Raw genomic sequence first — 23,154 nt, 5'->3', positions numbered from 1 at the left:
AATAACAGTGCAATTTATTAAGGAATAATTTTTTAATTGATTGAAAATGAGTTCAAATTTGGCTTAAGTTTTTTAATGGATGAAGTTGGTGGCCCCTGTGGGGATGACCACTCTCAATGCTTATCCAGCAAATCCGGCCTGCGTTCCTTCGTCCTTTCCAACGCCATCTCGTGCCGCCAGTTATCAATCTTCTTATGATCCCCACTCATCAACACCTCCGGCACCTTCCAGCCCCTGAACTCCTCGGGACGGGTATATACCGGTGGCGCCAGCAGGTTATCCTGGAATGAATCCAGCAAGGCTGATTGCTCATCATTCAGCACCCCCGGAATCAGCCGACCTATCGCATCTACCAGTACCGCTGCCGCCAACTCGCCGCCGGAGAGTACATAATCGCCTATAGAAATCTCCTTTGTCACGAAATGCTGACGAATCCGCTCATCAATACCTTTATAATGGCCACACAGCATGAGTAGATTACCCTTCAGGGACAGCTGGTTGGCAATCCCCTGGTTCAGGGTTTCTCCATCCGGTGTCAGGTAGATCACCTCATCGTAGGTAATCTTCTCCTGCAGGGTCTCAATGGCCCTTACGACCGGCTCCAGCATCATCACCATACCTGCCCCGCCCCCGAACTGATAATCATCTACCTGTTTTTGCTTCTGGGTAGAATAATCCCGGAGGTTATGGGTATGTATTTCCAGCAAGCCTTTCGTCTGCGCCCGCTTTAATATCGAGTGCGAAAAAGGGCTTTCCAGCAACCCTGGCTGTACGGTAATAATATCGATCCTCATGTGTTAATAATTCTAATCCAGGTAAATATCCATCAATCCTTCGGGCAGGTCTACATGCACAATCTGCCCTTTCTTATCCACCTTCACCAGCGATTGCTCATTCAACGGCAGCAACACCTCCTTCTCCTTATACATAATCTTCAGCAATACCTGCATGGGCATTTCGATCACTTCTTCTATCACCCCCAGTTCACCCAGCTCTTTGTCATGCACAGTAAAGCCCAGCATGGCCAACGGTGCTGACGACGACGCCTGTGCCTTGAAGTCTGCCTCACCCAGGTAAACAGGTGTTTGTACCAGCTTACGGGCAGCTTCCTTGGTATCAATGCCTTCCAGCTTTACAAAGGTATGCTCATGATCCTTCACACTGGCTTTCTGCACAAAATAAGGTATAAAGCTGTTTTTCCGCTCTTCCAGGAAGATGGCTTCCACCCCTTGCAGGGAAGTCCGTTTTCCCAGGCTGTGCTTCAGCACAAACTCCCCCTGTAATCCAAATACAGATACCAGCTTCCCTATGCTAAAGTAGTTATTCATTATCTGACGACTAATAAGTAAAAAGGGAAATACCCTTGAGTATTTCCCTTTCAGTATTTTATTTGAAAGCTGAATTAAGCTTCGCCACCTTCCTGTGGAGCAGAAGCATCTTCTACTCTTCTCACAACTGGTGTAGCGATTCTGGCTTTCTTGTGGCTATCGCGACGTGCAGCAACTTTCTGCTCGTGTTCAGCCTGCCATTGTTCGAATTTCTGGAAAGCGGTAGGCTCGTCGAACAGACCCAGCTTCACACCTCTCAGCAGGTGTTTCAGGTACAGAACACCTTTGAAAGACAGGATTCTTCTAACGGTATCAGTTGGCTGAGCACCTTTCTGTAACCAACGCAGTGCCTTTTCAGTATCAATGTTGATAGAAGCAGGAACTGTCAGTGGATTGTAAGTACCGATCTTCTGGATGAATTTACCATCTCTTGGCGCGCGAGCATCGGCAACTACGATAAAATAAAAAGGTCTCTTCTTAGCGCCATGACGTTGTAATCTGATCTTGACTGGCATAAATAATTCGAATTATTTTTTTGCGAGTTGTTAAAAAATATTATTCAATTGGGGCAGCAAAAGTAATCTTAAAAAGAATTAGTTCAAAATATTTTCTGTTAAAAATTCCATTTGCTGCAAAAAGTTTCATTTCCAGTTTATCTGGTTTGGTACTGAAAGCTGGCTTTTTTATCTGCCCATTGCTCTCAGACCTCTACCTCCCGCACCAAATTTATTCATTTGTTTCATCATCTGGCGCATTTGTTCAAATTGTTTCATAAACTGGTTCACATCCTGGATGTCTTTTCCGGCGCCTTTCGCAATACGGCGGCGGCGGCTGCCATCAATCAGGTCTGGATTGCTACGTTCTGCCGGGGTCATAGAGCCAATGATGGCTTCTATACCTTTGAAGGCGTCGTCGCTGATGTCAATATCCTTGATAGCCTTACCGATACCTGGGATCATGCCCATCAGGTCTTTCAGGTTACCCATTTTCTTGATCTGGTTCAGCTGTTCACGGAAATCATCAAAATCAAACTGGTTCTGACGGATCTTCTTTTCCAGCTTTTTAGCCTGCTCTTCGTTGAACTGTGCCTGTGCACGTTCTACCAGGGTGGTGATATCACCCATACCCAGAATACGCTGTGCCATACGCTCAGGGTAGAACACATCGAGGGTATCCAGTTTTTCGCCCATGCTCACGAACTTGATGGGCTTTTCAACTGTGTATTTGATAGTTAACGCAGCACCACCACGGGTATCACCATCCAGTTTTGTGAGTACTACCCCACTGAAGTCCAGGCGCTCATTGAAGGCTTTGGCAGTATTTACGGCATCCTGACCTGTCATGGAGTCCACGACGAAGAGGATTTCGTTTGGTTTTACAGCGGCCTTTACATTGGCCACCTCGGTCATCATAGCTTCATCGACTGCCAGACGACCGGCGGTATCGATGATCACGACTGTATTGCCATTCTGCTTAGCCTGTGCGATCGCATTCTGGGCGATTTTCACAGCGTCCTTGTTTTCAGGTTCGCTGTAAACTTCCACACCAATCTGCTCACCCAGTACTTTCAGCTGATCGATCGCCGCAGGGCGGTAAATGTCAGCAGCCACCAGCAGGGGCTTTTTACCTTTTTTAGTTTTGAGGAAGTTGGCCAGTTTACCGGAGAAAGTGGTTTTACCGGAACCCTGCAAACCTGCTATCAGGATCACTGAAGGGTTGGCTTTGATATCCAGTTCAGCTTCGGTGCCCCCCATCAGTTCTGCCAGCTCGTCTTTCACGATTTTCACCATGAGCTGACCCGGAGAAATGGCAGTAATTACCTTTTCACCCAGCGCTTTTTCCCTTACCCTGTCGGTAAAGTCTTTCGCTATTTTATAGTTAACATCCGCATCTACCAGCGCACGGCGGATTTCCTTTACGGTACTGGCAATATTTATTTCACTGATACGGCCCTCACCTTTCAACTGCTTGAAGGCGGAGTCGAGCCGCTCTGATAATGATTCAAACATCAGAAACCTGTTTTTAATTAAGCCGGGAAATAGCTTAAGGGTTGCAAAAATAATCAAAAGTTAGCGAAATGGAACAGCAAAAAATCCCCCTTTCGCCTTCAGCAAAAGGGGACTTTTTGGATAAGGGGGCCCCGGCAACAGAAACAGGGTATGATCTTAGACATTACCCGTAGATACCCCGGAGGTATTCCGTACATATCCCGTATCTTTATAGATACGACTTATGTACGGTTTATATACGGGATATGTACGGCTTATATACGGAATATCTCCCTGAGAACGCTATAGGAACACCGAAGCCGGACTATGGGTCCGGCAGGAAATAAAAAAAGGATAATACCCACCGGTATTATCCTTTTTCAATATGCTAAAGAGTAAATCTTAGTTACCCAGGTAGTTTCTGAGCAGTTTGCTGCGGCTGGTAGTTCTCAGCTTGGTGATCGCCTTATCCTTGATCTGGCGAACCCTTTCGCGGGTCAGGCCGAACTTCTCCCCTATATCTTCCAGAGACATCGGATGTTCTACCGCGATACCGAAGTACAGCATGATAACATCTTTCTGACGATCTGTGAGTGTAGATAAAGAACGTTCTATTTCGCGACGCAGTGAATCGTGGTGGTCCAGTTCTTCATCTGCGCTGCTTGCATTTGGATTTTCCAGTACATCCAGGAGAGAATTATCTTCTCCGTCAATGAAAGGTGCATCCATAGATACGTGACGTGCAGCGACACCTAATGTAGCTTCTACTTCTTCTGTATTGATTTCGAGAATAGTAGCCAGTTCGTCTGGCGATGGCTCTCTCTCAAATTCCTGTTCGAGCTGGGAATATGCTTTGCTGATCTTATTGCTCAGGCCTACTTTGTTGAGCGGCAGACGAACGATGCGGCTTTGTTCTGCCAATGCCTGCAGAATAGATTGACGAATCCACCATACAGCATAAGAGATAAATTTAAAACCACGTGTTTCATCGAAACGCTGTGCAGCCTTGATAAGACCGAGGTTGCCCTCATTAATCAGATCACTGAGGGATAAACCCTGGTTCTGATATTGCTTGGCAACAGATACCACGAAGCGCAGGTTAGCCTTTGTAAGCTTTTCCAGTGCTCTCTGATCTCCTTGCTTAATGCGGATAGCCAGGTTCACTTCTTCCTCCGGCGTGATTAAGTCTACTTTCCCAATTTCCTGTAAGTATTTCTCCAGTGATTGGGACTCACGGTTTGTGATGGACTTAGTGATTTTGAGTTGGCGCATTGACATAAAGACTCGGAACAGTTACAGGTGAATAAAACGTTACCTTTTTGATGAATGCCAGACAAAAATAAGTTTTTTTAGATAGTAGCCAAAATAAATTGTTACTTGTTGAATCATTTTTAAGCAAAAACGTTTCACCATTCACAACATATATCTGAGAAGGCTGAAATGCTCATCTGACAGTAAATTGCTGTGAAAGAAGTGCTGCGAAACGCTAATGTATCGTTAATTTTCATAATAGAATTGTTATTTATAAAGTGTAAAAAGATTTGGGCAATTATTAAAAAAAAACGCAAAATAATTTTGACAGAATAAATAATTTTCTATAATTGCAGCCAGATGATATTGATTTACTAATTACTTTGAGCGATGTCTAAGAAAGTGCAATATGAGTTGGAATACCCCGTACGGTGCTCACCCAGTATCTTATATGAATTCCTATCTACACCTGCAGGATTACAGGAGTGGTTTGCGGATAAAGTGGATTACAGGGACAACGTATTTTCCTTCTCCTGGAATGGATCTGTTGAAGAAGCTGAAGTGCTGGAACAGGAAGAAGATGAATTTATTCGTTTACATTGGAAACATGCGCCCAAAGAAGAATTCTTTGAATTTCGCATTGCCATTTCTGAAGTAACTAACGAGACAATCCTGGTTGTAAGGGATTTTGCAGAGAAAAAAGAAATAGCTGACCAAAGCCAACTCTGGGATTACCAGGTGAAAGACCTGTTCCATCGTATTGGCAATTAACACCAACCGTTTCACAAGCCGCGCAATAACTGTAGTAGTAGTGTATAATCGTTCACTACGCCAGGTATTAGTCCCTCCCAGTTCTCCAACGGCCAGGGCTTTGCGATCTTAATAAATGGAAGCCGGTGTATAAGCATTTCAAATTCCGATGCCGGCAAAGCTGATATAGATCTGAAATTCCCATTCTCAAAATCGTGATGCCAGGGATCGTCTTCCCTTACATAAATCTGAAACTGAGCGGCAGCTAATGCCTGCCTGCCATCGATGATTGTCTGCGAATACCGCTGTTTCAACTCCCCACCGAGATGCAACGTGGCGATAAAGTAATGTCCCCACCAGAACATGGTCCGGAATGCGAAAATATCCTCACGATTGAAGTAACGTGGATAATCCAGCATGATGTAAGGCAAATCTTTGTAACGTTCTCCTTTGCTTAGTTTACCTGCCCCGTCTCCAGGAAAAGACATTTCCTGTAAGGGAAGTGCTGCCTGTAAGGCCACATGCAGGTCGCCCAGCAGGCTCATCACCTTCTGCAAAATGTTATTTTTCAGATAAATCCAACCAGGATTTGCTACAAGTGCCTGTTCCTCAACAGTCAGGATTGCTTTGTTCATAGGTGCAAAGATAAATTTAACCTTATTTTAAACGCTGATAGTCGGGACTATCGGAAATCATGTTAAATTTGCCAATTCTAAGGGCCCGCATCTACAGTTAAATGCAATTGCAGTAATACTGACAGCGGTCTTTTTAGTACTAAAATACAGCACCTTAACGTTAGAGCAGGAGTGAAAAAACTGGATAAGTTAATTATTAAGACCTTTCTGGGGCCCTTTGTGGCTACCTTCTTTGTCACCTTGTTCGTACTCATCATGCAATTTCTCTGGAAATACATTGATGACCTGGTGGGCAAGGGACTTGATACACCTGTGATTATTGAACTAATCACTTATACCAGCGCTAACCTGGTATCGCTGGCACTCCCGCTGGCGGTACTCCTGTCGTCTATCATGACCTTCGGTAACCTGGGCGAAAGCTTCGAACTCGTTGCCATCAAATCGTCCGGTATCTCCCTGCTCCGTTTCATGCGCCCTGTGCTTGTCTGCTGTACTATCATCGCCATACTGGCTTTCCTCTTTAACAACTACGTGATGCCGGTAGCCAACCTCCGTGCCAAATCACTCCTCTACGATATTACAAACTCCAAACCCGCCTTCAATATCAAGGCCGGTGTGTTCTATACAGATATTCCTGACTATACCATCAAAGTAGCCAACAAGGAAAAGGATAACAAAACCATTCACCAGGTTATGATCATTGATCACAGCCCAGGTGGCGGCGACAAACTGATCCTGGCCAAAAAAGGCGAAATGGTACTGTCTAACGACAAACGCTTCTTATACTTCATCCTGGAAAACGGCTGGCGCTATGAAGAACGCGGCAACCGCAACTTCAACCAGCCAGGTGACCTGATCAGACTGGGCTTCAGCCAGTATAAAAAAGCATTTGACCTGAGCTCTTTTGCCTTCAGCCGCCTGGATATGGGCCTCTTCGCCTCTAACCAGCAGATGCTGAATGTACGACAACTGGATAAAGCCATCGATTCACTGCGGGACCAGGAAAAACTGTTTACCCGTACCGTGAATGTATATATCACCAGCCGCTATCCGTTCGGACAATGGAAAGATACCGGTTGGCTGGCCACTGCCCCGCCTATCAAAACGAAAAACTTCAGGGACCTGGTGCCGGAAGATGCCCGCCGTTATGTATTTGAGAGAACAGAACAGAACGTTCGTGATGGCCAGAGCAACCTGGAAGGTCCTGCCAAGGAATTCCAGGATAAGCACAATACCCTGATCCTGCATAAGGTAGAATGGCAGCGTAAATTTACCCTGGCTTTTTCCTGTATCGTGATGTTCCTGATCGGAGCACCCCTGGGCTCTATCATCCGTAAGGGTGGCCTGGGTACCCCGCTCATCTTTGCCGTTGTATTCTTTGTGATCTTCAATATATTCTTTATGACGGGCGAGAAAATGGCCCGTAAAGACGTAATGGCTACCTGGAGTGGCATGTGGCTGTCAAATATCGTGTTGATGCCTATCGCCATATTCCTGATCGTGAAAGCCATGAACGACTCCAACCTGTTCAATAAAGAATTCTATGTGAGGATTTTCAACAGGATAAAAAAGTTCTTTCAGCAATATACTATTAAACCTACAACCTGAGTAGTTACACGATTTTAGCCTGCGAACTACACAGTATCCAATACCAGCTGACAAGATGAGCGTATGAATCACTATATGCCCATAAGCGTCATGGGGATGCTATGTGATGCCTAATCGCAGGGACTAAAATTCTGTAAACTGCCCGGTATACCTACAACGTTAAAATTCACGAAAATTGAAGACGCTTGTTACACTGTTCGGCAAGAACATATGGTTCTTTGGACCATTCCTGTTATGGGTTATAACAGGAGCTATCCTACAACTCTTCTTCTTCACGCATGAAGAGTTATTTCTGGCTATCAACAGCTTTCATGCTCCCTGGGCAGACATTGTCATGTCCGGTGTCACCTACATCGGCGATGGTATCACCTTTGCCTTTATGCTGGTGGTAATCCTGGTCATGCGCAAGTTCCGGCTGTTTCTCAATGCAGGCTGTATTCTGCTGCTGGTAACTATCCTGGTACAAACTGCCAAACACTTCTTTAACGCTCCCAGGCCTATTAAATACTTCGAAGACCCTGCCATCGTCCATACCGTAAAATGGGTAACCGTTCACGGGGGATGCAGCTTTCCTTCCGGTCATACCACGACTGCCTTTGCCATGTTTTGCTTCCTTTCACTGATTTCGCGCAATAAGATGATGGGACTGGTATTCATCATGCTGGCATTTGTTGCTGCCTGGTCCAGAATTTACCTGGCACAACACTTCTTTATCGATGTGTACGTAGGAAGTATTATCGGTACATGCAGTAGCATGCTGCTTTACATGATATTCGATAAAAGAAAGGGGAATACACCTGCCGAAATTATTCCCGAAGCGGCGATTGGTCTTAGTTGATTTAGTTATTTTTGTTGATTTGTTAATCAGGAAGAATAAGGAGTCTTAACAGATCAATCTAAATTAACGGAATGAAATACCTGCTTATCGCCATTGTGGCTGCTATCCTGTTCGTTCCCTTTCTAGGGCATGTGCACCTGTTTGACTGGGACGAGATCAACTTTGCGGAAGCAGCAAGGGAGATGCTGGTAACACACAACTACTCTCAGGTACAGATCGACTTTACTCCTTTCTGGGAAAAGCCGCCGTTATTTATCTGGATGCAGGCTATTAGTATGGCCCTGTTTGGTGTCAATGAATTTGCCGCCCGTTTTCCTAATGCCATCATTGGCATTGCTACCCTCGTTACGCTTTTCAGTATCGGGAAAAAGCTGGCTGATGAAAAGATGGGGTTATGGTGGGCGCTGGCATATGCCGGTTCCTGGTTACCACATTTCTTTTTCAAGTCAGGGATTATTGACCCGACTTTCAATTATTTCGTATTCCTGGCCATCTACTGCGTGTTTCGCGTGCCTTATGCCGCAAAACCGAACAGAACGGCTATCCTGGGTGGCATCTGCCTGGGACTGGCGGTGCTCACCAAGGGCCCGGTAGCAATACTGGTGAGCCTGCTCACCTTTATAGTGTACTGGGTTGTGAAGAAAGGAAAGACAGGAATTAAGCTGCCACAGCTGGGGTTGATTACGGTATTTGCCTTTGTTACAACCGCCCTGTGGTTTGGATATGAACTGCTGGCACATGGCTGGTGGTTTATCAATGAGTTTGTGACTTACCAGCTCCGTTTGCTCACTACGCCTGATGCCGGGCATGGAGGGAACTTCTTCTATCACTGGATTGTATTGCTGGTGGGATGTTTTCCTGCGAGCATTTTCCTGTTTAGTTATTTCAGTGGCGGAAAGGACCGGTCTATTTATAGTGGTGCACAGGGGGCAGACGTAAAAGATTTCAGAACATGGATGTGGGTATTGTTTTGGGTAGTGCTGATCCTGTTCTCTATCGTGGAGACGAAGATTGTGCATTACTCTTCGCTGTGTTATTTCCCATTGAGCTTTTTGGCGGCATGGCAGATATATAGAATTGCTGAAGGGAAAGTGGTATTGCGCGCATGGAATATTGTGCTGATGCTGCTGATTGGTATGCTGATAGGTACGGCCATTACATTGCTGCCGGTGGTGGGGGTGTATAAGCAACAGGTCATATCAGCTATTGGAGACAAGCTTGCGAAGGCAAATTTGCAGGCGGATGTACCGTTTTCATTGTGGGAGAGTGCGTATGGGGCGGTATATTTGTTACTGGTAATTGTGAGTGCAGTGCTGTTGTTTAATAAGAAAGTGAAGGCTGGCATGATGACGTTGTTTGTGAGTACAATAGGTGCGATTCAGATTACAGTCGTGCATTTTACACCGAAGATAGAAGCGTTTTCACAGCGCGCGGCGATTGAGTTTTTTGAGTCGTTTCAGGGGAAGGATGATTATGTGCAGGTGTTGAGTTATCATAGTTATGCACATTTGTTTTATACGAAGAAATTGCCGGCGACGAATAAGAATTATTATAACCAGGAGTGGTTGTTGAAAGGAGCGGTGGATAAGCCGACGTATTTTATTTGCAGGGTGACGGATAGTGAGCTGTGGCGGAAGAATCCGAATTTGGAGGTGATAGGAGAGAAAAATGGGTTTGTGTTCTTTAAGCGAAAATAAATAAACAAAATACAAAGGGTCTGCCTCCGGCAGACCCTTTGTATTTTGTGGGCGAAAAAAAGCAATTAACTATTTTACTGCCGCAGCATACAGCTTATCCACTTCATTCCAGTTAATCACATTCCAGAAAGCAGCGATGTAATCAGGACGCACGTTATGATACTTCAGATAATAAGCATGCTCCCATACATCCAACGCCAGGATGGGTGTGCCGGTTTCCTTTACGATACCCTTCATTAAAGGATTATCCTGGTTTGGTGTCGATATCACCTGCAGTTTCTTTCCAGGTGTAACAATGAGCCAGGCCCAACCAGAACCGAATACTGTTTTTGCAGCAGTATTGAATGCATCCTGGAATTTCTCCCATGAGCCGAAAGAGGCTGTAACAGCAGCTTTCAGGTTGTCGGAAGGAGTTGTTTTAGCCGGTGACAACAATGTCCAGAACAGTGAGTGATTGTAGTGACCACCACCATTATTGCGTATTGCTTTATCATCCGCTTTTACCGTAGCCAGGATTTCGTCCAGCGTCAGGCTTTCGAACTTAGTACCTTTTACAGCGTCGTTCAGGTTTTTCACATAGGCGCCATGATGCTTGTCATGGTGGATTTCCATTGTCGTCTTGTCGATGTGTGGTTCCAGTGCATCAAAAGCATAAGGCAACGCAGGCACAGTAAAAGGAGCTTTTGGACTATTTCCGTTCGTTTCGTTTTTCCCTTTCAATGAAGCAGCACTCACCATACCGGTAGGATTACCTACAGCAGCAACTACGCTTGCCAGACCGGCTAACTTTATAAATTCTCTTTTATTCATATACCAGGTATTAAAAATTATGATGAAGAATGAATTCAATTTACGACGACATTACTGAATGCCACAAATACTACACCAATTATTAAAAAATTTAATTAATGACTGCGTTGTGGCAACTACGTATTTCACGGTTTATTCCTAAAATAACGCCTATAAATCACAATCTTTTGAAATTAATTGTTATTTTACCATAGCTTTCATGTGAAACTTTAACAAATTTTTTTATTTGATCGTAAAAATTATTTGTCCCGAAACTACATGATGACGAACTAATATATGTAGTACGCTAATTAACTAGCCTTATAGGCTTCAACCTTATGCCGATACATATCTCTACACTTAGGGGCGGGTGCTGATACAATATTATTTTTTTAAATTATACAATCGTATTCCAATTTATACCATTCGTTGTTCATAAATTTTTTTATGCCAGGCAAAATGAGAGAATTAGAAGAACATATTAAAAAACAACAACCAGAAACAAACAACTATACACCATCCTTTTACAGGTTGGGAAACGCCGAAGAGTATAAAGCTCTCATCAGCTTATTGAGCAGTAACCCGCATATCCGCGTTCATGATCATCTCCTGTCACAGTTAAAAGAACTCATTAAGATCAGCAACCCTACAAAGAGGCTGACCCCTGAAGAATATGAGCAACATTTAGCCGCTTACGTTGGAGATCGGGTGCTGGAAGAAATCGGGGTATGGGTATATTATCCATGGGCTGACAGGGTCGTTCACATTGTAGATGAAGAAGATTTTATTGCATTGCGCACAAGCCGCAACCAGCATAAGATCATGAAAGAAGAAATAGCGAAGCTGCGTGCAAAGAAAATTGGTATCATCGGCCTCTCGGTAGGTGGCAGCATCGCCCTCACTATTGCCATGGAAAGGGTATGTGGAGAATTGAGACTGGCAGACTTTGACAAGATAGAGCTAACCAACATGAACCGTATTCGTACGGGAATACATAATATACAGGTATCCAAGGCTGTGGTCGCAGCCAGGGAAATCGCAGAACTGGATCCTTTCATCAAAGTAAAATGTTACCTGGATGGTGCAACAGCGCAGAACCTGGATGACTTCTTTACTGCTGATGGTAACCTGGATGTGCTGGTAGAAGAATGCGATGGAATAGATATAAAAATTCTGAGCCGGGTAAAGGCGAAAGCCCTGCAAATTCCGGTAGTAATGGACACCAATGACAGAGGGATGGTGGATGTAGAGCGTTTTGATCTTGAGCCCGACAGGCCCCTGCTCCATGGTTTTATCCCTGCCGATCTGGACCTGGAACGCCTGAAAGGGTTGACTGATGCAGAGAAATTACCCATCTTCCGCCCCATGGTTGCGCTGGATGATATGTCTGCGAGAATGAAATACTCCCTGAGCGAAATTGGTAAAACCATCACCACCTGGCCCCAGCTGGCCTCCTCCGTCGTATTGGGAGGTGCTGCGGTTACTGACACCTGCAGGCGCATATTGCTGGATCAATACAAGAGCTCCGGCAGGTATTATGTAGACTTCGAGCAGATATTTGTTTAAATCAAGCTGGTTAGAACAGTCTTACAGCACATTCTTTGCAACCGAATGCGGTGCCTGCCTGTTCCCTCCATCTCCCCCGTACCAAGCTATTATTTAAGAGTATCTACATGCAAAATCATGATTACAGTAAGGGCATTTAGAGCACCAGATGATCCTGAAGCCTGCCTGAGGTTTTACAATGGCCACCTTCGGTTATTAGAGATCTATTTCGGGATCGCCAAGATCACGTCCGGCAATGCGGACTGGATGCAACATGAAAATAGCATTGTAATTATTGTAGAAGATGAATCCCGCACCAAAACCTATGGTGGCGCCAGGGTACAGTTGGCAGACGGCGTCATTCCACTGCCTATAGAAACAGCAATCGGCAAGTACGACAGCAAGATCTATGACATGGTGAAACCCGGCAGTGCAGAGATTTGTGCTATGTGGAACTCCAAAGAAGTAGCCGGTATGGGCATCGGTAGCCAGGTACTGGCCAGGGCAGGCGTAGTTCTCGCTGCACAACTGCCGATAGATAATTTCCACGTATTATGCGCCCCCATTACCACCCGTATCGGAAAAAGAGTAGGGTTCATGATCGACGAATCCCTCGGTGACAAAGGCACCTTTTTCTATCCCAAAGACGACTTCGTGGCCACTGCCATGGTGATCAACGACGTCAACGCCCTGGAATATGCAGATCCCAAAGAACGGGAGCTCATCTATGATCTGAGGGAAAATCTTGTACAAACCAAAACAGAAGTCGGCCCCAAAGGCTCCTATGAAGTTAGCTATCAGCTAGAAATACCCGACTATCAATATACCAAAGTGCAGCGTGAAAGGTGAATTTTCTCTAAATTTATCGCATGTTCCGGATCATTACCTTATGGTTATTCGCCCTATTATGCTATGTGCATACACAGGCAGCTGCCCCTTTTGTATATGAGGAAGGCATGCCCCTCACACGTATAGGCAAATACCTTGAATTATTTACTGACAAGTCAAACAAGCTTGGGATCGGAGATGTACAACACGTAGCCTTTACCTCTCCGGGAGAAAATGTACCCAACCTGCAAATCACACCCTATACCCATTGGGCACGGTTCAGCATCGAGAACCCCGGCGCCGCCCGCAAACTGCTGCTGGAGGTAGAATACCCCACCATAGACGATATTACGCTCTTTGAACAGCTCCCCGATGGTACTTTCAAAGAAACCAGGCTGGGTGAATTCACCCAGTTTCACAACAGGATTTTTGATCATCAGAACTATATCTTCCCCCTCGTATTCCAGGCACACAGTAACCATCTGTACTACCTGCGCATCAAGGCGGGAGAACAATTGCAACTCCCTGTCTACATTGGTACCAGGGAGCAGATTACCACCAAGAACAGCTCCCGGGGCCTCATCTTCGGCTTGTATGTAGGGGTGATCCTCGCCATGTCGTTTTATAACCTGTTTATCTTCCTTTCTACCAAGGATAACAGCTACCTGATATATGTATCTTACAACATCTTTGTGGGGCTCACACAGGCTACCCTGCAGGGGTTTGCGTTCCGCTTTCTATGGCCTTCCTGGCCCTGGATGGAAATGCATGCCACCGTGTTGGTACCTATCTTCAACGGGCTAACGGCATTGATGTTCGTACAGCAGTTCCTGCAAACGAAGCAACATTACAAAACAGGGCACCGCCTCATCAACTATGTCATCTATGCATACCTAATATGCTTTATTCCTGCTTTGCTGGATTGGTATATTATAGCCCAGGTGTGGGTACAGCTGGTGGTAAGCGCTGCGGCCGTAATTGTATTCATCGTACCATTGCGGATGAGCCGGATGGGCTATAGCTCCGCCCGTTTCTTCCTGTTGGCATGGTCCGTATTTCTGCTCAGCGTAATCGTATTCGTATTGCGCAATATGAACCTGCTGCCCTATAATGACTTTACGTATTATGCCCTGCAGATAGGCTCAGGCATGGAAGCCCTGCTCCTCTCCTTCGCACTGGCACATAAGATCAATGTATTCAGAGCCGAAGCCCTGCAGGCCTCCCAGGAGAATGAGCGCCTGGTGAGAGAACAGAATATCATTTTGGAAGACAAGGTACATAAACGTACAGAAGAGTTACAAGCCAGCAATGAAGAGCTGAATGTAGCCCTCAAAAACCTGAAAGATGCACAGACCCAACTGGTGGAAAGAGAGAAAATGGCATCCCTGGGTCAGCTCACGGCAGGTATTGCACATGAAATCAACAACCCGATCAACTTTGTCACTTCCAATATCAAGCCACTCAAGCTGGATATAGCCGATATTAAAACCCTGCTTAACAAGTACGATGGCCTGACCACAGCCACCGATATGAAAACAGAACTGCAGGAGATTGCGGCTTACAAACAGGAAATAGATATCGACTACATACACGAAGAAATTGCCTCGCTGATAAAAGGAATTGAAGATGGTGCCACCCGTACCGCTGAGATTGTTAAAGGATTACGTACCTTCAGCCGCCTTGACGAAAGTGATGTGAAGTCAGTAGACCTGCACGAAGGGCTGGACAGTACCCTGGTACTGTTGAAGAACAGCATTCCGCCAAATGTAAAGGTCGTGAAGCACTATGGCACCCTGCCTAAGATTGAATGCTATGCCGGTAAAATGAACCAGGTGTTCATGAACATACTGACCAATGCTTTCAATGCGATTAAAACAAATTCAAATGGCAGGGAAGAAACTGTTACCCTCACTACCTGGCAGGAAGATGAAATGGCGGTAATTAGTATCAAAGATACCGGTCCGGGTATGACAGAAAAGGTAAAGGAGAAGATTTTTGATCCATTCTTTACCACCAAGGATGTAGGCGAGGGCACAGGCCTGGGGCTTTCTATCGTATTCAGTATCATAGAAAAGCACCAGGGACGGATATTGGTAAATACTGCCCCCGGGGAAGGTGCAGAATTTATTATATATTTACCATTGAAGATAGCTGTTATGGCCTAGCGCCATACTCCAATGGTGCCCCCAGACAGGAATATAGCCCTACAATTAAATCATTATCGTTTTTTGTATAAAACATTAGTGGATGAAAGAAAACCGTATCAGGATCCTCTACATTGACGACGAAGTACACAACCTAAATGCTTTTAAAGCCAGCTTCCGCCGCAGTTATGAAATTTACACAGCTAACTCCGCACAGGAAGGGAAGCAGTTACTAAAGAGCATCGATGTACACATCATTATCGCTGACCAGAAGATGCCCGTATCTACAGGTGTTGAATTCTTTAACGAGATTAAAGATACCCTGCCTGACCCCATGCGTATTCTGCTCACTGGCTATACCGATGTGGAAGACATTATCGATGCCATCAACAAGGGGCACATCTTCTCGTATATCAAGAAGCCATGGGATGAGCATGAACTGCACAGAACCATTCAGAACGCGTTCGAAATATATGCCACCCGCAAACAGCTGAAGGAAAAAATCGTAGAACTGGAAAAGATAAATGATGAGTTGAACCGCTTTATCTACTCCACTTCGCATGACCTGCGCTCTCCACTCATGTCTGTACTCGGGATCATTAACCTGAGCAGACTGGATAATTCTGTGACTGACCCCAACGGCTATCTGAATATGATCGAAGTATGTATTCAGAAGCTGGATGGCTTTATTCAAAAGATTATTGAATACTATCGCAATTCAAGGTTAGATGTGGAGTATGAGAAGATTAACTTTGACCATCTGCTGAATGAATGTATCTCACAGTTCAAACACCAGAATACAGCGATAGAGTTCCAGGTAAATGTAGACCAGCCTGTAGAATTTAAAGGAGATACTTTCCGCATCAGTGTAATACTGAACAACCTTATATCGAATGCTGTTAAATACCAGAAGCCGGATGAAGTGCATCCAAAAGTAAACCTGGCTGTAAAAGTGGAACCACACAAGGCAACACTACTGATATCGGATAATGGTATTGGGATATTGAGTGAACACCTGAACAACATCTTCAAGATGTTTTTCAGATCCAAAAATAATAACAAGCCGGGTAGCGGCATTGGCCTTTATATAGTGAAAGAAGCGCTGAATAAGATAGGCGGTACAATCAATGTAGAATCCAAGTATGGAGAAGGTACACAATTTGAAATAAGCATTCCGAACAGAAATGATTTCGATTCCTGATTTACGTGTGATTTTGATAGATGACAATGAAGTGGACCTTCTATTGCACGAAAAGCTGATTGCGATACAGCAGATCAGCCGGACTGTGCTTGCTTTTAATAATGCCAATAAAGCGCTTGAGTTTCTATCGTCGAATATAACCTTACCTCGTATCCCTCCTACTGTAATCTTGTTGGATATACAGATGCCGGAGATGGATGGGTTTGATTTCCTGGAAGCTTTTGACAGTTATCCTGCGAAGATCAAATCGCAGTGCCATGTGATCATGGTATCCTCTTCGCTGGATTATAGTGATATCAGCCGTACGTATGCCAACCCGATGGTGGTGAAGCTGCTGAAAAAGCCTTTGCTGGCTAAGGAGCTGACAGCTGCGGTGGCTGATATTTTCAAAGATTTTTCCTGAGCCCGGGGATTTTTACTTATCCATTATCAGCTTTCTATGTGCGCGCCCCCAGTTGCCGAGTTCTGAAATGACGGCAAACAATGATTCGCCATGGGGGGTGATCCTGTATTCTACTACAGGTGGAAATGCGTCGTATTCAGTGCGTGAAATAATCTTGTTGGCTTCCAGGCTTTTGAGCTCTTTGGAAAGGGTTCTGTCTGTGATGGGGGCAAGTTCTTTGGCAAGCTGGTTGAAACGACGGGGGCCGAAAGCAAGATGGATCAGGAGCGGAAGCTTCCACCTGCCACTGAGTACCTCCAGGGCATCTTTGACAGGGACGATGTGTTTACTGCATGTTTCTTTGGTTCGTACGCTCATGTCGCAAAAATACAACATATTACTATCCTGTAGGATAGTGCTATCCAGGAATATAGTATCGCCCGCCGTGTGACGATTGTAGATAATTTTGGGCTAAAATTTAAAATAAGCATCATGAGAATATTACATTTGATCACCAGCCCGAGAAAGTCCCAGTCGTATAGCGTACAATTAGGAAATGCCATTGTAGACAAACTAACAGCTGCTCACCCCGGTAGCACCGTGGTGGTACGGGACCTGGCAGCAGCACCGTTTCCACACCTGGAAGAAGCGCAGATTCAATCTGTCTTTACTCCCGAAGAAAATAGGACTGCCGAGCAGGCGCAGGCAATTGCACATTCTGACGAAGCGATTGCCGAACTGATGGCAGCAGATGTAGTGGTGATTGGCGCGCCAATGTATAACTTTAGTATTACTTCTAACCTGAAATCATGGATTGATCATATTTCCAGAAGAGGGAAGACCTTCAGGTATTCCGAGAATGGACCGGAAGGATTAGTGAAAGGTAAGAAAATATACTTGGCCATTTCCACAGGTGGCGTGTATTCTGAAGGTGTGATGAAGGTGTATGATTATACAGAGAACTACCTGAGAGCAGTATTAGGATTTATGGGCATGACAGATGTGACAGTAGTGAGGGCAGAAGGGCTTTCTATACCAGGCATGCAGGATAAGGCGATGGAAAAGGCATATGCGGCAATTACTGTCTGATTCATTCTTCAACTATATTTCGAAACCGCATTCCGAAAGGGTGCGGTTTTATTTTTCAATCAAAATACGAAATACGGTAAATTTTCATTCCCCACCACTCTAATTAACAAATTGATTTAAAACAACTTAAATCGCGGCATGCAGATTGGCAACCCTGTGAAAAAACATTCATAATATGAAACCATCTCCCAATCTGCTTGCACCGGACAACCATGCCCTCGTTCTCATCGACTTTGAAGGACAAATGGGCTTTGCCACCAAAAGCATTGCGCTGAGCGAATTAAGAACCAACACTGCTATCGTGGCTGGTGCCTCGAAAATTTTTAACGTTCCTACCATCGTCACCACCGTAGCAGAAAATTCCTTCTCAGGCCCTGTATTCCCCGAAATAGAACAATTCTATCCACAGGCTACCAGTGGCTACATTGACCGTACCAGCATGAACACCTGGGAAGATGCCGCCGCCTACAAAGCCATTAAAGCCACCAACCAGCAAAAAATCGTACTCGCCGGCCTCTGGACCAGCGTATGTATCGTAGGCCCCGCCCTCTCTGCGCTGGACGAAGGCCACATCGTATACGTTATCACCGACGCCTGTGGCGACGTAAGCACCGAAGCTCATGAACGCGCTGTGCAAAGAATGGTGCATGCCGGTGTTAAACCCGTTACATCTATTCAATACCTCCTGGAACTGCAACGTGACTGGGCAAGACAGGAGACCTACGGCCCCGTGACTGACCTGATGAAAAAATACGGCGGCGCATATGGCATCGGTATTCAATATGCCCACAACATGCTCCAACATCACTAAGATGCTACAATTCCTGAAGAGCTGTATCACCGCATTTCTGCTTTTGCTCACTACCCTTGCCTACGGGCAGGGGTTTAAGCTCATGCGCTTTGATGAGAAATACGACTCCACCAGTAAAGGGATCAAATATATTCCACTCGGCCATGACAACAGCTACCTTTCCTTTGGTGGTGAGGCACGCGTTGAATACGTAGACTTCCATCATGAAGACTGGGGGCAGCAGGGCATTGGCCATAATGCATTCTGGCTACAGCGCTACGATGTTCATGCAGATCTGCATCTTACCTCCTACCTCAGGTTGTTCGCACAACTCCGCAGTGGTTGGGAAAGTGGTCGTAAAAACGGCCCGCGGCCTATCGATGAGGATAAGCTGAATGTGCAGAACCTCTTTGTCGATGTCATGCCCCTGAAAGGTTTTACCCTCCGCATTGGCCGCCAGGAACTGGATTACGGCAGCGGCAGATTAATTTCTGTGCGCGAAGGCCCTAACCTGCGCCAGTACTTTACAGGTGGTAAGATCATGTATGCCACTGCCCGCTTATCAGTAGATGCCTTTGTGATGGCGACAGATGTCGTGAACACAGGTGTATTTGACAATACCTTCAGTAAGCAGGTGAGCTTCTGGGGCGTGTATGGCAAATACATTATACCACGGGCCGGAAATGTAGATGCTTACTATCTCGGTATTCGCCGTGACTCCGTCCTCTTCGAAGAAGGGATCGGGAAGGAAATCAGGCATACTGTGGGGGGCAGGTTCTGGAAATACGGCGGCGGATTTATTTATAACCTGGAAGCCGCCTACCAGTTCGGCACCTTTGGCACAGGCCAGATACATGCCTGGACAGCATCTGCAGACCTGGGATATATGTTTGAATCGGTAAAAGGACATCCTACCATCAATCTCCGTCACGATTACATATCGGGCGACCGGAGGCAGGGCGATGGCCAGTTGCAAACCTTCAATCCCCTGTTTCCCAAAGGCGGCTACTTTGGTTTTAGTCCGCAGATCGGGCCTGTGAACCTGATCGACCTGCATCCTTACAGTAACATGTCGTTAGGTGAGCACTTCACCGTGCAGGCAGATGCTGTATTCAATTGGCGCTACTCCCTGCAGGATGGTATTTATCGTCCCAGTGGTAGCTATAAGATGGCCGGACTGCCTTCTACCAAAAGGTATATTGGCACTGCATGGCTGGCCAGCGTAGTGTATACACTTAATAAAAATTTCACCGTCAATACAGGTATCCAATATTTCAAAACCGGTGCACTCGTCGAAGACCTCATCCCTGATCATAAAGATGGGATTTTCATCAATACACGGGTTGCATTTAAATTCTGATAAAGCATGAAACGCACAATAGTTGTAACCGCATTATTACTTGCACACATTTTCGTACATGCACAACAGACAACTGCTGTTGGTACCACCAAAACCTGGGGTAAGGTAGATGGCGTCTCCATCGAAGGCCTGGTACAGGGCCCTTCTGCTGCTGTAGCAGACCTGCAGGTAGCCTGTGTATTTGAATATACTGAAGGCGATATTTTCAACGCCCCTCCTGCCCTGCCGGCAGCCCTCAATGGAATGGTACACCTGGATGAAGCAACCAATGGCCTCATCACTGAAATCCGGAAGTCCGGCCAGTTTGCAGGTCATGCACTGGAAACGATTCTCATCACCCCACCAGCGGGTAAGATCAAAGCAAAGAAACTGTTGCTGATTGGCCTGGGCGATCGTAATCAATTCACCCCTGAGCTGATGACGAAGGTAGGCAGTGTGGCCATGCGCGAAGCGCTATCCCTGAATGTAGCATCCCTTTCATTTGCCAGTGATCTGAAAGATGCAGGCATCGATTCTCCCACTGCACTGGTAGCAGGGAACGTCACCAAAGGTATGCTGCAGGCTTACAAGGTAGCTGAATACCTGAAAGGTAAACACTATGCTGCTTTTAAACCACTGAGCAAGGTGATATTGCTGGCAGGCCCCGCATTCTTCACTGTAGCCGGACAAGGTATCCAGGATGCAATTCAATCATTCCAGTAATTATGAAAGCTGATCTCATTTTATATAACGGGAAAATACATCCAGGTGACAATACAGCCGTCGCTATCCTGGATGGCAAATTCGTAGCTGTAGGCAAGGATGCAGACATCCTGAACAACTACAATGGTACTACTATCAACCTGAAACAAAAGAGAGTGATTCCGGGTTTGATTGACTCACACATTCACCTGATCAGGGGCGGGCTCAATTACAACCTGGAACTGAGATGGGATGGCGTGCCTTCTCTTGCCGATGCACTCCGCATGCTGAAAGAACAGGTAGCACGCACGCCTACTCCGCAATGGGTAAGGGTTGTAGGTGGATGGACAGAGCAACAGTTTGCCGAAAAACGAATGCCCACACTGGCAGAAATCAATGCTATTGCACCAGATACGCCGGTTTTCATTTTGCACTTATACGATCGTGCATTGCTGAATGCGGCTGCGTTGAGAGCCGTTGGTTTCAACAAGGATACGCAGGCACCTCCGGGCGGGCAGATTGAAAAAGACGGCAATGGTAATCCTACAGGGATGATTCTTGCTACGCCCAATGCGCTGATTCTCTATGCTACACTGGGCAAAGGGCCAAAGCTTTCATACGAATACCAGGTGAACTCTACCCGTCATTTCATGACGGAATTAAACCGTTTTGGTATTACGAGTGTAATTGATGCAGGTGGTGGTTCACAGAACTACCCGGAAGACTACCAGGTGATTGAGGAATTGCATCAAAAGAATCAACTCACCGTCCGCATTGCCTACAACCTGTTTACACAGCGACCAGGCAAGGAGTACGAAGATTTTGAACATTGGTCATCACTCGTGCGCCCACACCAGGGTGATAACATGTATCGTCATAACGGGGCGGGAGAAATGCTGGTATTCTCTGCTGCTGACTTTGAGAACTTCCTGGAACCAAGGCCGGTTTTGCCTTCAAATATGGAGGCTGATTTAGAAAAAGTAGTACGGCTGCTGGTAGAAAAACGCTGGCCTTTCAGAATTCATGCTACCTACAATGAGAGCATCACGCGATTCCTGGATGTGTTTGAAAAGGTAAACAGGGATCTTCCATTTGCAGGATTGCCCTGGATCTTTGACCATGCGGAAACGATTGATGCAAGGAATATAGAGCGTGTAAAAGCACTGGGTGGTGGTATTGCCATCCAGAGTCGTATGGCATTCCAGGGAGAATATTTTGTAGATCGCTATGGTAAGGAAGCAGGTACACATACACCACCTATCCGCAGAATGCTGGAAATGGATGTACCTGTAGGTGCAGGTACGGATGCCACGAGAGTGAGCAGTTATAATCCATGGGTGGCGCTATACTGGTTAGTGACAGGCAATACTGTAGGTGGTTTACAACTGAATGAAGGGCTGCCACGCGCCACAGCCCTGGAATTGTACACACGTGGCAGTGCATGGTTCAGTAGTGAGCAGCAGATCAAGGGGAGTATACAACCCGGTATGCTGGCAGATGTGGCGGTGCTGGACCAGGATTTCTTTACAGTGCCTGATGCTGCTATTAAGCATATCGAATCTGTACTCACGATTGTGGGAGGAAAAATTGTGTATGCGCAGGATGACTTTGGTAGCCTGGCGCCACCACGGATACCTGTATTGCCTGACTGGTCGCCGGTGAGCACATTTGGAGGTTACTTTAAAAACGACCTGCATGTTTGTGCCGGTAGTTGTGGTGTACATGGTCATGACCACGACATTGCACGCAGGAGCCAGGTACCTGTCGATAACTACACCGCATTCTGGGGTGTGCTGGGATGTTCCTGTTTTGCCTTTTAAATCACTCATATGCTATATTATTTATTATACTCAGACCTGGGCAGTACGCTCAATAACGCTGCCATGCTGGGGTTCCGGGTACTCTTAGCCTTAGAGCTGTTCAGGGTTCATGGTATGAAAAAGTTCAGGGTGGAGAATGGGCAGCGTGAGCATGTACCGAATCCACTTGGCCTGCCTGACAAATTAAATGGACTGGTAGCAACGTTTGCAGATACTGTTGTGCCATTTTTGCTGATGCTGGGTGTATGTACCCGGCTGGTGATACTGCCCACTATCGGCGTGACTGCCATCGGATATTTCGTTGTGCACAGAAAAGATAGCCCGGAAGTAAGAGATGTACCGTATGTGTACACGCTTTGCCTGCTGTTCATACTCCTCGTAGGTGCCGGCCGTTTCTCTATTGACTATTTACTATTTTCAAAATTATAAC

The 23,154-nt window shown here is 45.9% G+C and carries 23 protein-coding genes; 15 read left to right on the top strand and 8 right to left on the bottom strand.

The window, feature by feature from the left end:
- Positions 1-113 precede the first annotated feature (113 nt).
- The 5 genes from trmD to ABDW16_RS08120 all read right to left on the bottom strand — a co-directional run bounded on the left by trmD (position 114) and on the right by ABDW16_RS08120 (position 4,588).
- Positions 114-794, bottom strand: a complete 681-nt coding sequence (gene trmD, locus ABDW16_RS08140) for a tRNA (guanosine(37)-N1)-methyltransferase TrmD (protein WP_343668949.1) — start codon at positions 792-794, stop codon at positions 114-116.
- A gap of 12 nt (positions 795-806) precedes the next feature.
- Entirely contained in the window at positions 807-1,328 is a 522-nt protein-coding gene (rimM, locus tag ABDW16_RS08135) for a ribosome maturation factor RimM (protein WP_343668947.1), read from the bottom strand.
- 74 nt (positions 1,329-1,402) lie between these two features.
- Complete coding sequence (rpsP, locus tag ABDW16_RS08130) at positions 1,403-1,843, bottom strand: 30S ribosomal protein S16 (RefSeq protein WP_116857017.1); 441 nt, start codon at positions 1,841-1,843, stop codon at positions 1,403-1,405.
- Between the two features lie 168 nt (positions 1,844-2,011).
- Positions 2,012-3,337, bottom strand: coding sequence for a signal recognition particle protein (gene ffh, locus ABDW16_RS08125; protein ID WP_343668946.1), 1,326 nt, complete (start codon positions 3,335-3,337; stop codon positions 2,012-2,014).
- A gap of 381 nt (positions 3,338-3,718) precedes the next feature.
- Positions 3,719-4,588: an RNA polymerase sigma factor RpoD/SigA gene (locus ABDW16_RS08120; protein WP_116857015.1), complete on the bottom strand. Its 870-nt coding sequence runs from the start codon at positions 4,586-4,588 to the stop codon at positions 3,719-3,721.
- Positions 4,589-4,957: 369 nt separating this feature from the next.
- Between ABDW16_RS08120 and ABDW16_RS08115 the strand changes: the two genes are divergently transcribed.
- On the top strand, positions 4,958-5,338 hold the full coding sequence (locus ABDW16_RS08115) for an START-like domain-containing protein (RefSeq protein WP_343668944.1): 381 nt from the start codon (positions 4,958-4,960) through the stop codon (positions 5,336-5,338).
- Positions 5,339-5,349: 11 nt separating this feature from the next.
- Here ABDW16_RS08115 and ABDW16_RS08110 read toward each other — a convergent pair whose 3' ends face one another.
- Positions 5,350-5,952, bottom strand: a complete 603-nt coding sequence (locus tag ABDW16_RS08110; protein WP_343668943.1) for a hypothetical protein — start codon at positions 5,950-5,952, stop codon at positions 5,350-5,352.
- A gap of 171 nt (positions 5,953-6,123) precedes the next feature.
- On the opposite strand from ABDW16_RS08110, the gene ABDW16_RS08105 reads away from it, so the two are divergent.
- The 3 genes from ABDW16_RS08105 (at position 6,124) to ABDW16_RS08095 (ending at position 10,095) form a co-directional block, all read left to right on the top strand.
- Positions 6,124-7,560 carry an LptF/LptG family permease gene (locus tag ABDW16_RS08105; RefSeq protein ID WP_343668942.1) on the top strand — a complete coding sequence of 479 codons (1,437 nt, stop codon included), beginning with the start codon at positions 6,124-6,126 and terminating at the stop codon, positions 7,558-7,560.
- A gap of 175 nt (positions 7,561-7,735) precedes the next feature.
- Positions 7,736-8,398: a phosphatase PAP2 family protein gene (locus ABDW16_RS08100; protein WP_343668941.1), complete on the top strand. Its 663-nt coding sequence runs from the start codon at positions 7,736-7,738 to the stop codon at positions 8,396-8,398.
- A gap of 71 nt (positions 8,399-8,469) precedes the next feature.
- Complete coding sequence (locus ABDW16_RS08095) at positions 8,470-10,095, top strand: glycosyltransferase family 39 protein (RefSeq protein WP_343668939.1); 1,626 nt, start codon at positions 8,470-8,472, stop codon at positions 10,093-10,095.
- Positions 10,096-10,164: 69 nt separating this feature from the next.
- Here ABDW16_RS08095 and ABDW16_RS08090 read toward each other — a convergent pair whose 3' ends face one another.
- On the bottom strand, positions 10,165-10,905 hold the full coding sequence (locus ABDW16_RS08090; protein WP_343668937.1) for a superoxide dismutase: 741 nt from the start codon (positions 10,903-10,905) through the stop codon (positions 10,165-10,167).
- 438 nt (positions 10,906-11,343) lie between these two features.
- On the opposite strand from ABDW16_RS08090, the gene ABDW16_RS08085 reads away from it, so the two are divergent.
- The 5 genes from ABDW16_RS08085 (at position 11,344) to ABDW16_RS08065 (ending at position 17,005) form a co-directional block, all read left to right on the top strand.
- Positions 11,344-12,450: a ThiF family adenylyltransferase gene (locus ABDW16_RS08085; protein ID WP_343668936.1), complete on the top strand. Its 1,107-nt coding sequence runs from the start codon at positions 11,344-11,346 to the stop codon at positions 12,448-12,450.
- Positions 12,451-12,567: 117 nt separating this feature from the next.
- Positions 12,568-13,278: a hypothetical protein gene (locus ABDW16_RS08080; RefSeq protein ID WP_343668935.1), complete on the top strand. Its 711-nt coding sequence runs from the start codon at positions 12,568-12,570 to the stop codon at positions 13,276-13,278.
- A gap of 20 nt (positions 13,279-13,298) precedes the next feature.
- On the top strand, positions 13,299-15,422 hold the full coding sequence (locus ABDW16_RS08075) for a 7TM diverse intracellular signaling domain-containing protein (protein ID WP_343668934.1): 2,124 nt from the start codon (positions 13,299-13,301) through the stop codon (positions 15,420-15,422).
- 82 nt (positions 15,423-15,504) lie between these two features.
- On the top strand, positions 15,505-16,602 hold the full coding sequence (locus ABDW16_RS08070) for a hybrid sensor histidine kinase/response regulator (RefSeq protein ID WP_343668933.1): 1,098 nt from the start codon (positions 15,505-15,507) through the stop codon (positions 16,600-16,602).
- Positions 16,586-17,005, top strand: a complete 420-nt coding sequence (locus ABDW16_RS08065; RefSeq protein ID WP_343668932.1) for a response regulator — start codon at positions 16,586-16,588, stop codon at positions 17,003-17,005. The genes ABDW16_RS08070 and ABDW16_RS08065 overlap by 17 nt, the downstream gene beginning before the upstream one ends.
- Before the next feature lie 12 nt (positions 17,006-17,017).
- Here the strand turns inward: ABDW16_RS08065 and ABDW16_RS08060 are convergent, their stop codons facing one another.
- Positions 17,018-17,362, bottom strand: coding sequence for a helix-turn-helix domain-containing protein (locus ABDW16_RS08060; RefSeq protein WP_343668931.1), 345 nt, complete (start codon positions 17,360-17,362; stop codon positions 17,018-17,020).
- A gap of 114 nt (positions 17,363-17,476) precedes the next feature.
- On the opposite strand from ABDW16_RS08060, the gene ABDW16_RS08055 reads away from it, so the two are divergent.
- From ABDW16_RS08055 to ABDW16_RS08030, 6 genes are all read left to right on the top strand, one after another.
- Positions 17,477-18,073 carry an FMN-dependent NADH-azoreductase gene (locus ABDW16_RS08055; protein ID WP_343668930.1) on the top strand — a complete coding sequence of 199 codons (597 nt, stop codon included), beginning with the start codon at positions 17,477-17,479 and terminating at the stop codon, positions 18,071-18,073.
- A gap of 175 nt (positions 18,074-18,248) precedes the next feature.
- Positions 18,249-18,884, top strand: coding sequence for a hydrolase (locus tag ABDW16_RS08050; protein ID WP_343668928.1), 636 nt, complete (start codon positions 18,249-18,251; stop codon positions 18,882-18,884).
- Position 18,885: 1 nt separating this feature from the next.
- Positions 18,886-20,223 (top strand): alginate export family protein, encoded by a 1,338-nt coding sequence (locus ABDW16_RS08045; RefSeq protein WP_343668927.1) that lies wholly within the window; start codon positions 18,886-18,888, stop codon positions 20,221-20,223.
- Between the two features lie 6 nt (positions 20,224-20,229).
- Complete coding sequence (locus ABDW16_RS08040; RefSeq protein ID WP_343668926.1) at positions 20,230-20,925, top strand: M17 family peptidase N-terminal domain-containing protein; 696 nt, start codon at positions 20,230-20,232, stop codon at positions 20,923-20,925.
- A gap of 2 nt (positions 20,926-20,927) precedes the next feature.
- Positions 20,928-22,724, top strand: coding sequence for an amidohydrolase (locus ABDW16_RS08035; RefSeq protein WP_343668924.1), 1,797 nt, complete (start codon positions 20,928-20,930; stop codon positions 22,722-22,724).
- A 9-nt stretch (positions 22,725-22,733) separates the two neighbouring features.
- Positions 22,734-23,153: a DoxX family protein gene (locus ABDW16_RS08030; RefSeq protein ID WP_343668922.1), complete on the top strand. Its 420-nt coding sequence runs from the start codon at positions 22,734-22,736 to the stop codon at positions 23,151-23,153.
- Position 23,154 lies beyond the last annotated feature (1 nt).

The sequence above is a fragment of the Chitinophaga sp. genome (genome assembly GCF_039596135.1).
GTDB lineage: Bacteria > Bacteroidota > Bacteroidia > Chitinophagales > Chitinophagaceae > Chitinophaga.
Note: the sequence above shows the minus strand (reverse complement) of the source record. Positions and strands in the feature narration are given on the sequence as shown.

Coding starts and splice junctions, on each gene's coding strand:
- rpsP (WP_116857017.1), bottom strand. CDS start 1,843: ATGCCAGTCAAGATCAGATTACAACGTCATGGCGCTAAGAAGAGACCT.
- ABDW16_RS08070 (WP_343668933.1), top strand. CDS start 15,505: ATGAAAGAAAACCGTATCAGGATCCTCTACATTGACGACGAAGTACAC.
- ABDW16_RS08060 (WP_343668931.1), bottom strand. CDS start 17,362: ATGAGCGTACGAACCAAAGAAACATGCAGTAAACACATCGTCCCTGTC.
- ABDW16_RS08050 (WP_343668928.1), top strand. CDS start 18,249: ATGAAACCATCTCCCAATCTGCTTGCACCGGACAACCATGCCCTCGTT.
- trmD (WP_343668949.1), bottom strand. CDS start 794: ATGAGGATCGATATTATTACCGTACAGCCAGGGTTGCTGGAAAGCCCT.
- ABDW16_RS08030 (WP_343668922.1), top strand. CDS start 22,734: ATGCTATATTATTTATTATACTCAGACCTGGGCAGTACGCTCAATAAC.
- ABDW16_RS08110 (WP_343668943.1), bottom strand. CDS start 5,952: ATGAACAAAGCAATCCTGACTGTTGAGGAACAGGCACTTGTAGCAAAT.
- ffh (WP_343668946.1), bottom strand. CDS start 3,337: ATGTTTGAATCATTATCAGAGCGGCTCGACTCCGCCTTCAAGCAGTTG.
- ABDW16_RS08055 (WP_343668930.1), top strand. CDS start 17,477: ATGAGAATATTACATTTGATCACCAGCCCGAGAAAGTCCCAGTCGTAT.
- ABDW16_RS08045 (WP_343668927.1), top strand. CDS start 18,886: ATGCTACAATTCCTGAAGAGCTGTATCACCGCATTTCTGCTTTTGCTC.
- ABDW16_RS08115 (WP_343668944.1), top strand. CDS start 4,958: ATGTCTAAGAAAGTGCAATATGAGTTGGAATACCCCGTACGGTGCTCA.
- ABDW16_RS08085 (WP_343668936.1), top strand. CDS start 11,344: ATGAGAGAATTAGAAGAACATATTAAAAAACAACAACCAGAAACAAAC.
- ABDW16_RS08095 (WP_343668939.1), top strand. CDS start 8,470: ATGAAATACCTGCTTATCGCCATTGTGGCTGCTATCCTGTTCGTTCCC.
- ABDW16_RS08040 (WP_343668926.1), top strand. CDS start 20,230: ATGAAACGCACAATAGTTGTAACCGCATTATTACTTGCACACATTTTC.
- ABDW16_RS08035 (WP_343668924.1), top strand. CDS start 20,928: ATGAAAGCTGATCTCATTTTATATAACGGGAAAATACATCCAGGTGAC.
- ABDW16_RS08080 (WP_343668935.1), top strand. CDS start 12,568: ATGATTACAGTAAGGGCATTTAGAGCACCAGATGATCCTGAAGCCTGC.
- rimM (WP_343668947.1), bottom strand. CDS start 1,328: ATGAATAACTACTTTAGCATAGGGAAGCTGGTATCTGTATTTGGATTA.
- ABDW16_RS08075 (WP_343668934.1), top strand. CDS start 13,299: ATGTTCCGGATCATTACCTTATGGTTATTCGCCCTATTATGCTATGTG.
- ABDW16_RS08120 (WP_116857015.1), bottom strand. CDS start 4,588: ATGCGCCAACTCAAAATCACTAAGTCCATCACAAACCGTGAGTCCCAA.
- ABDW16_RS08090 (WP_343668937.1), bottom strand. CDS start 10,905: ATGAATAAAAGAGAATTTATAAAGTTAGCCGGTCTGGCAAGCGTAGTT.
- ABDW16_RS08065 (WP_343668932.1), top strand. CDS start 16,586: ATGATTTCGATTCCTGATTTACGTGTGATTTTGATAGATGACAATGAA.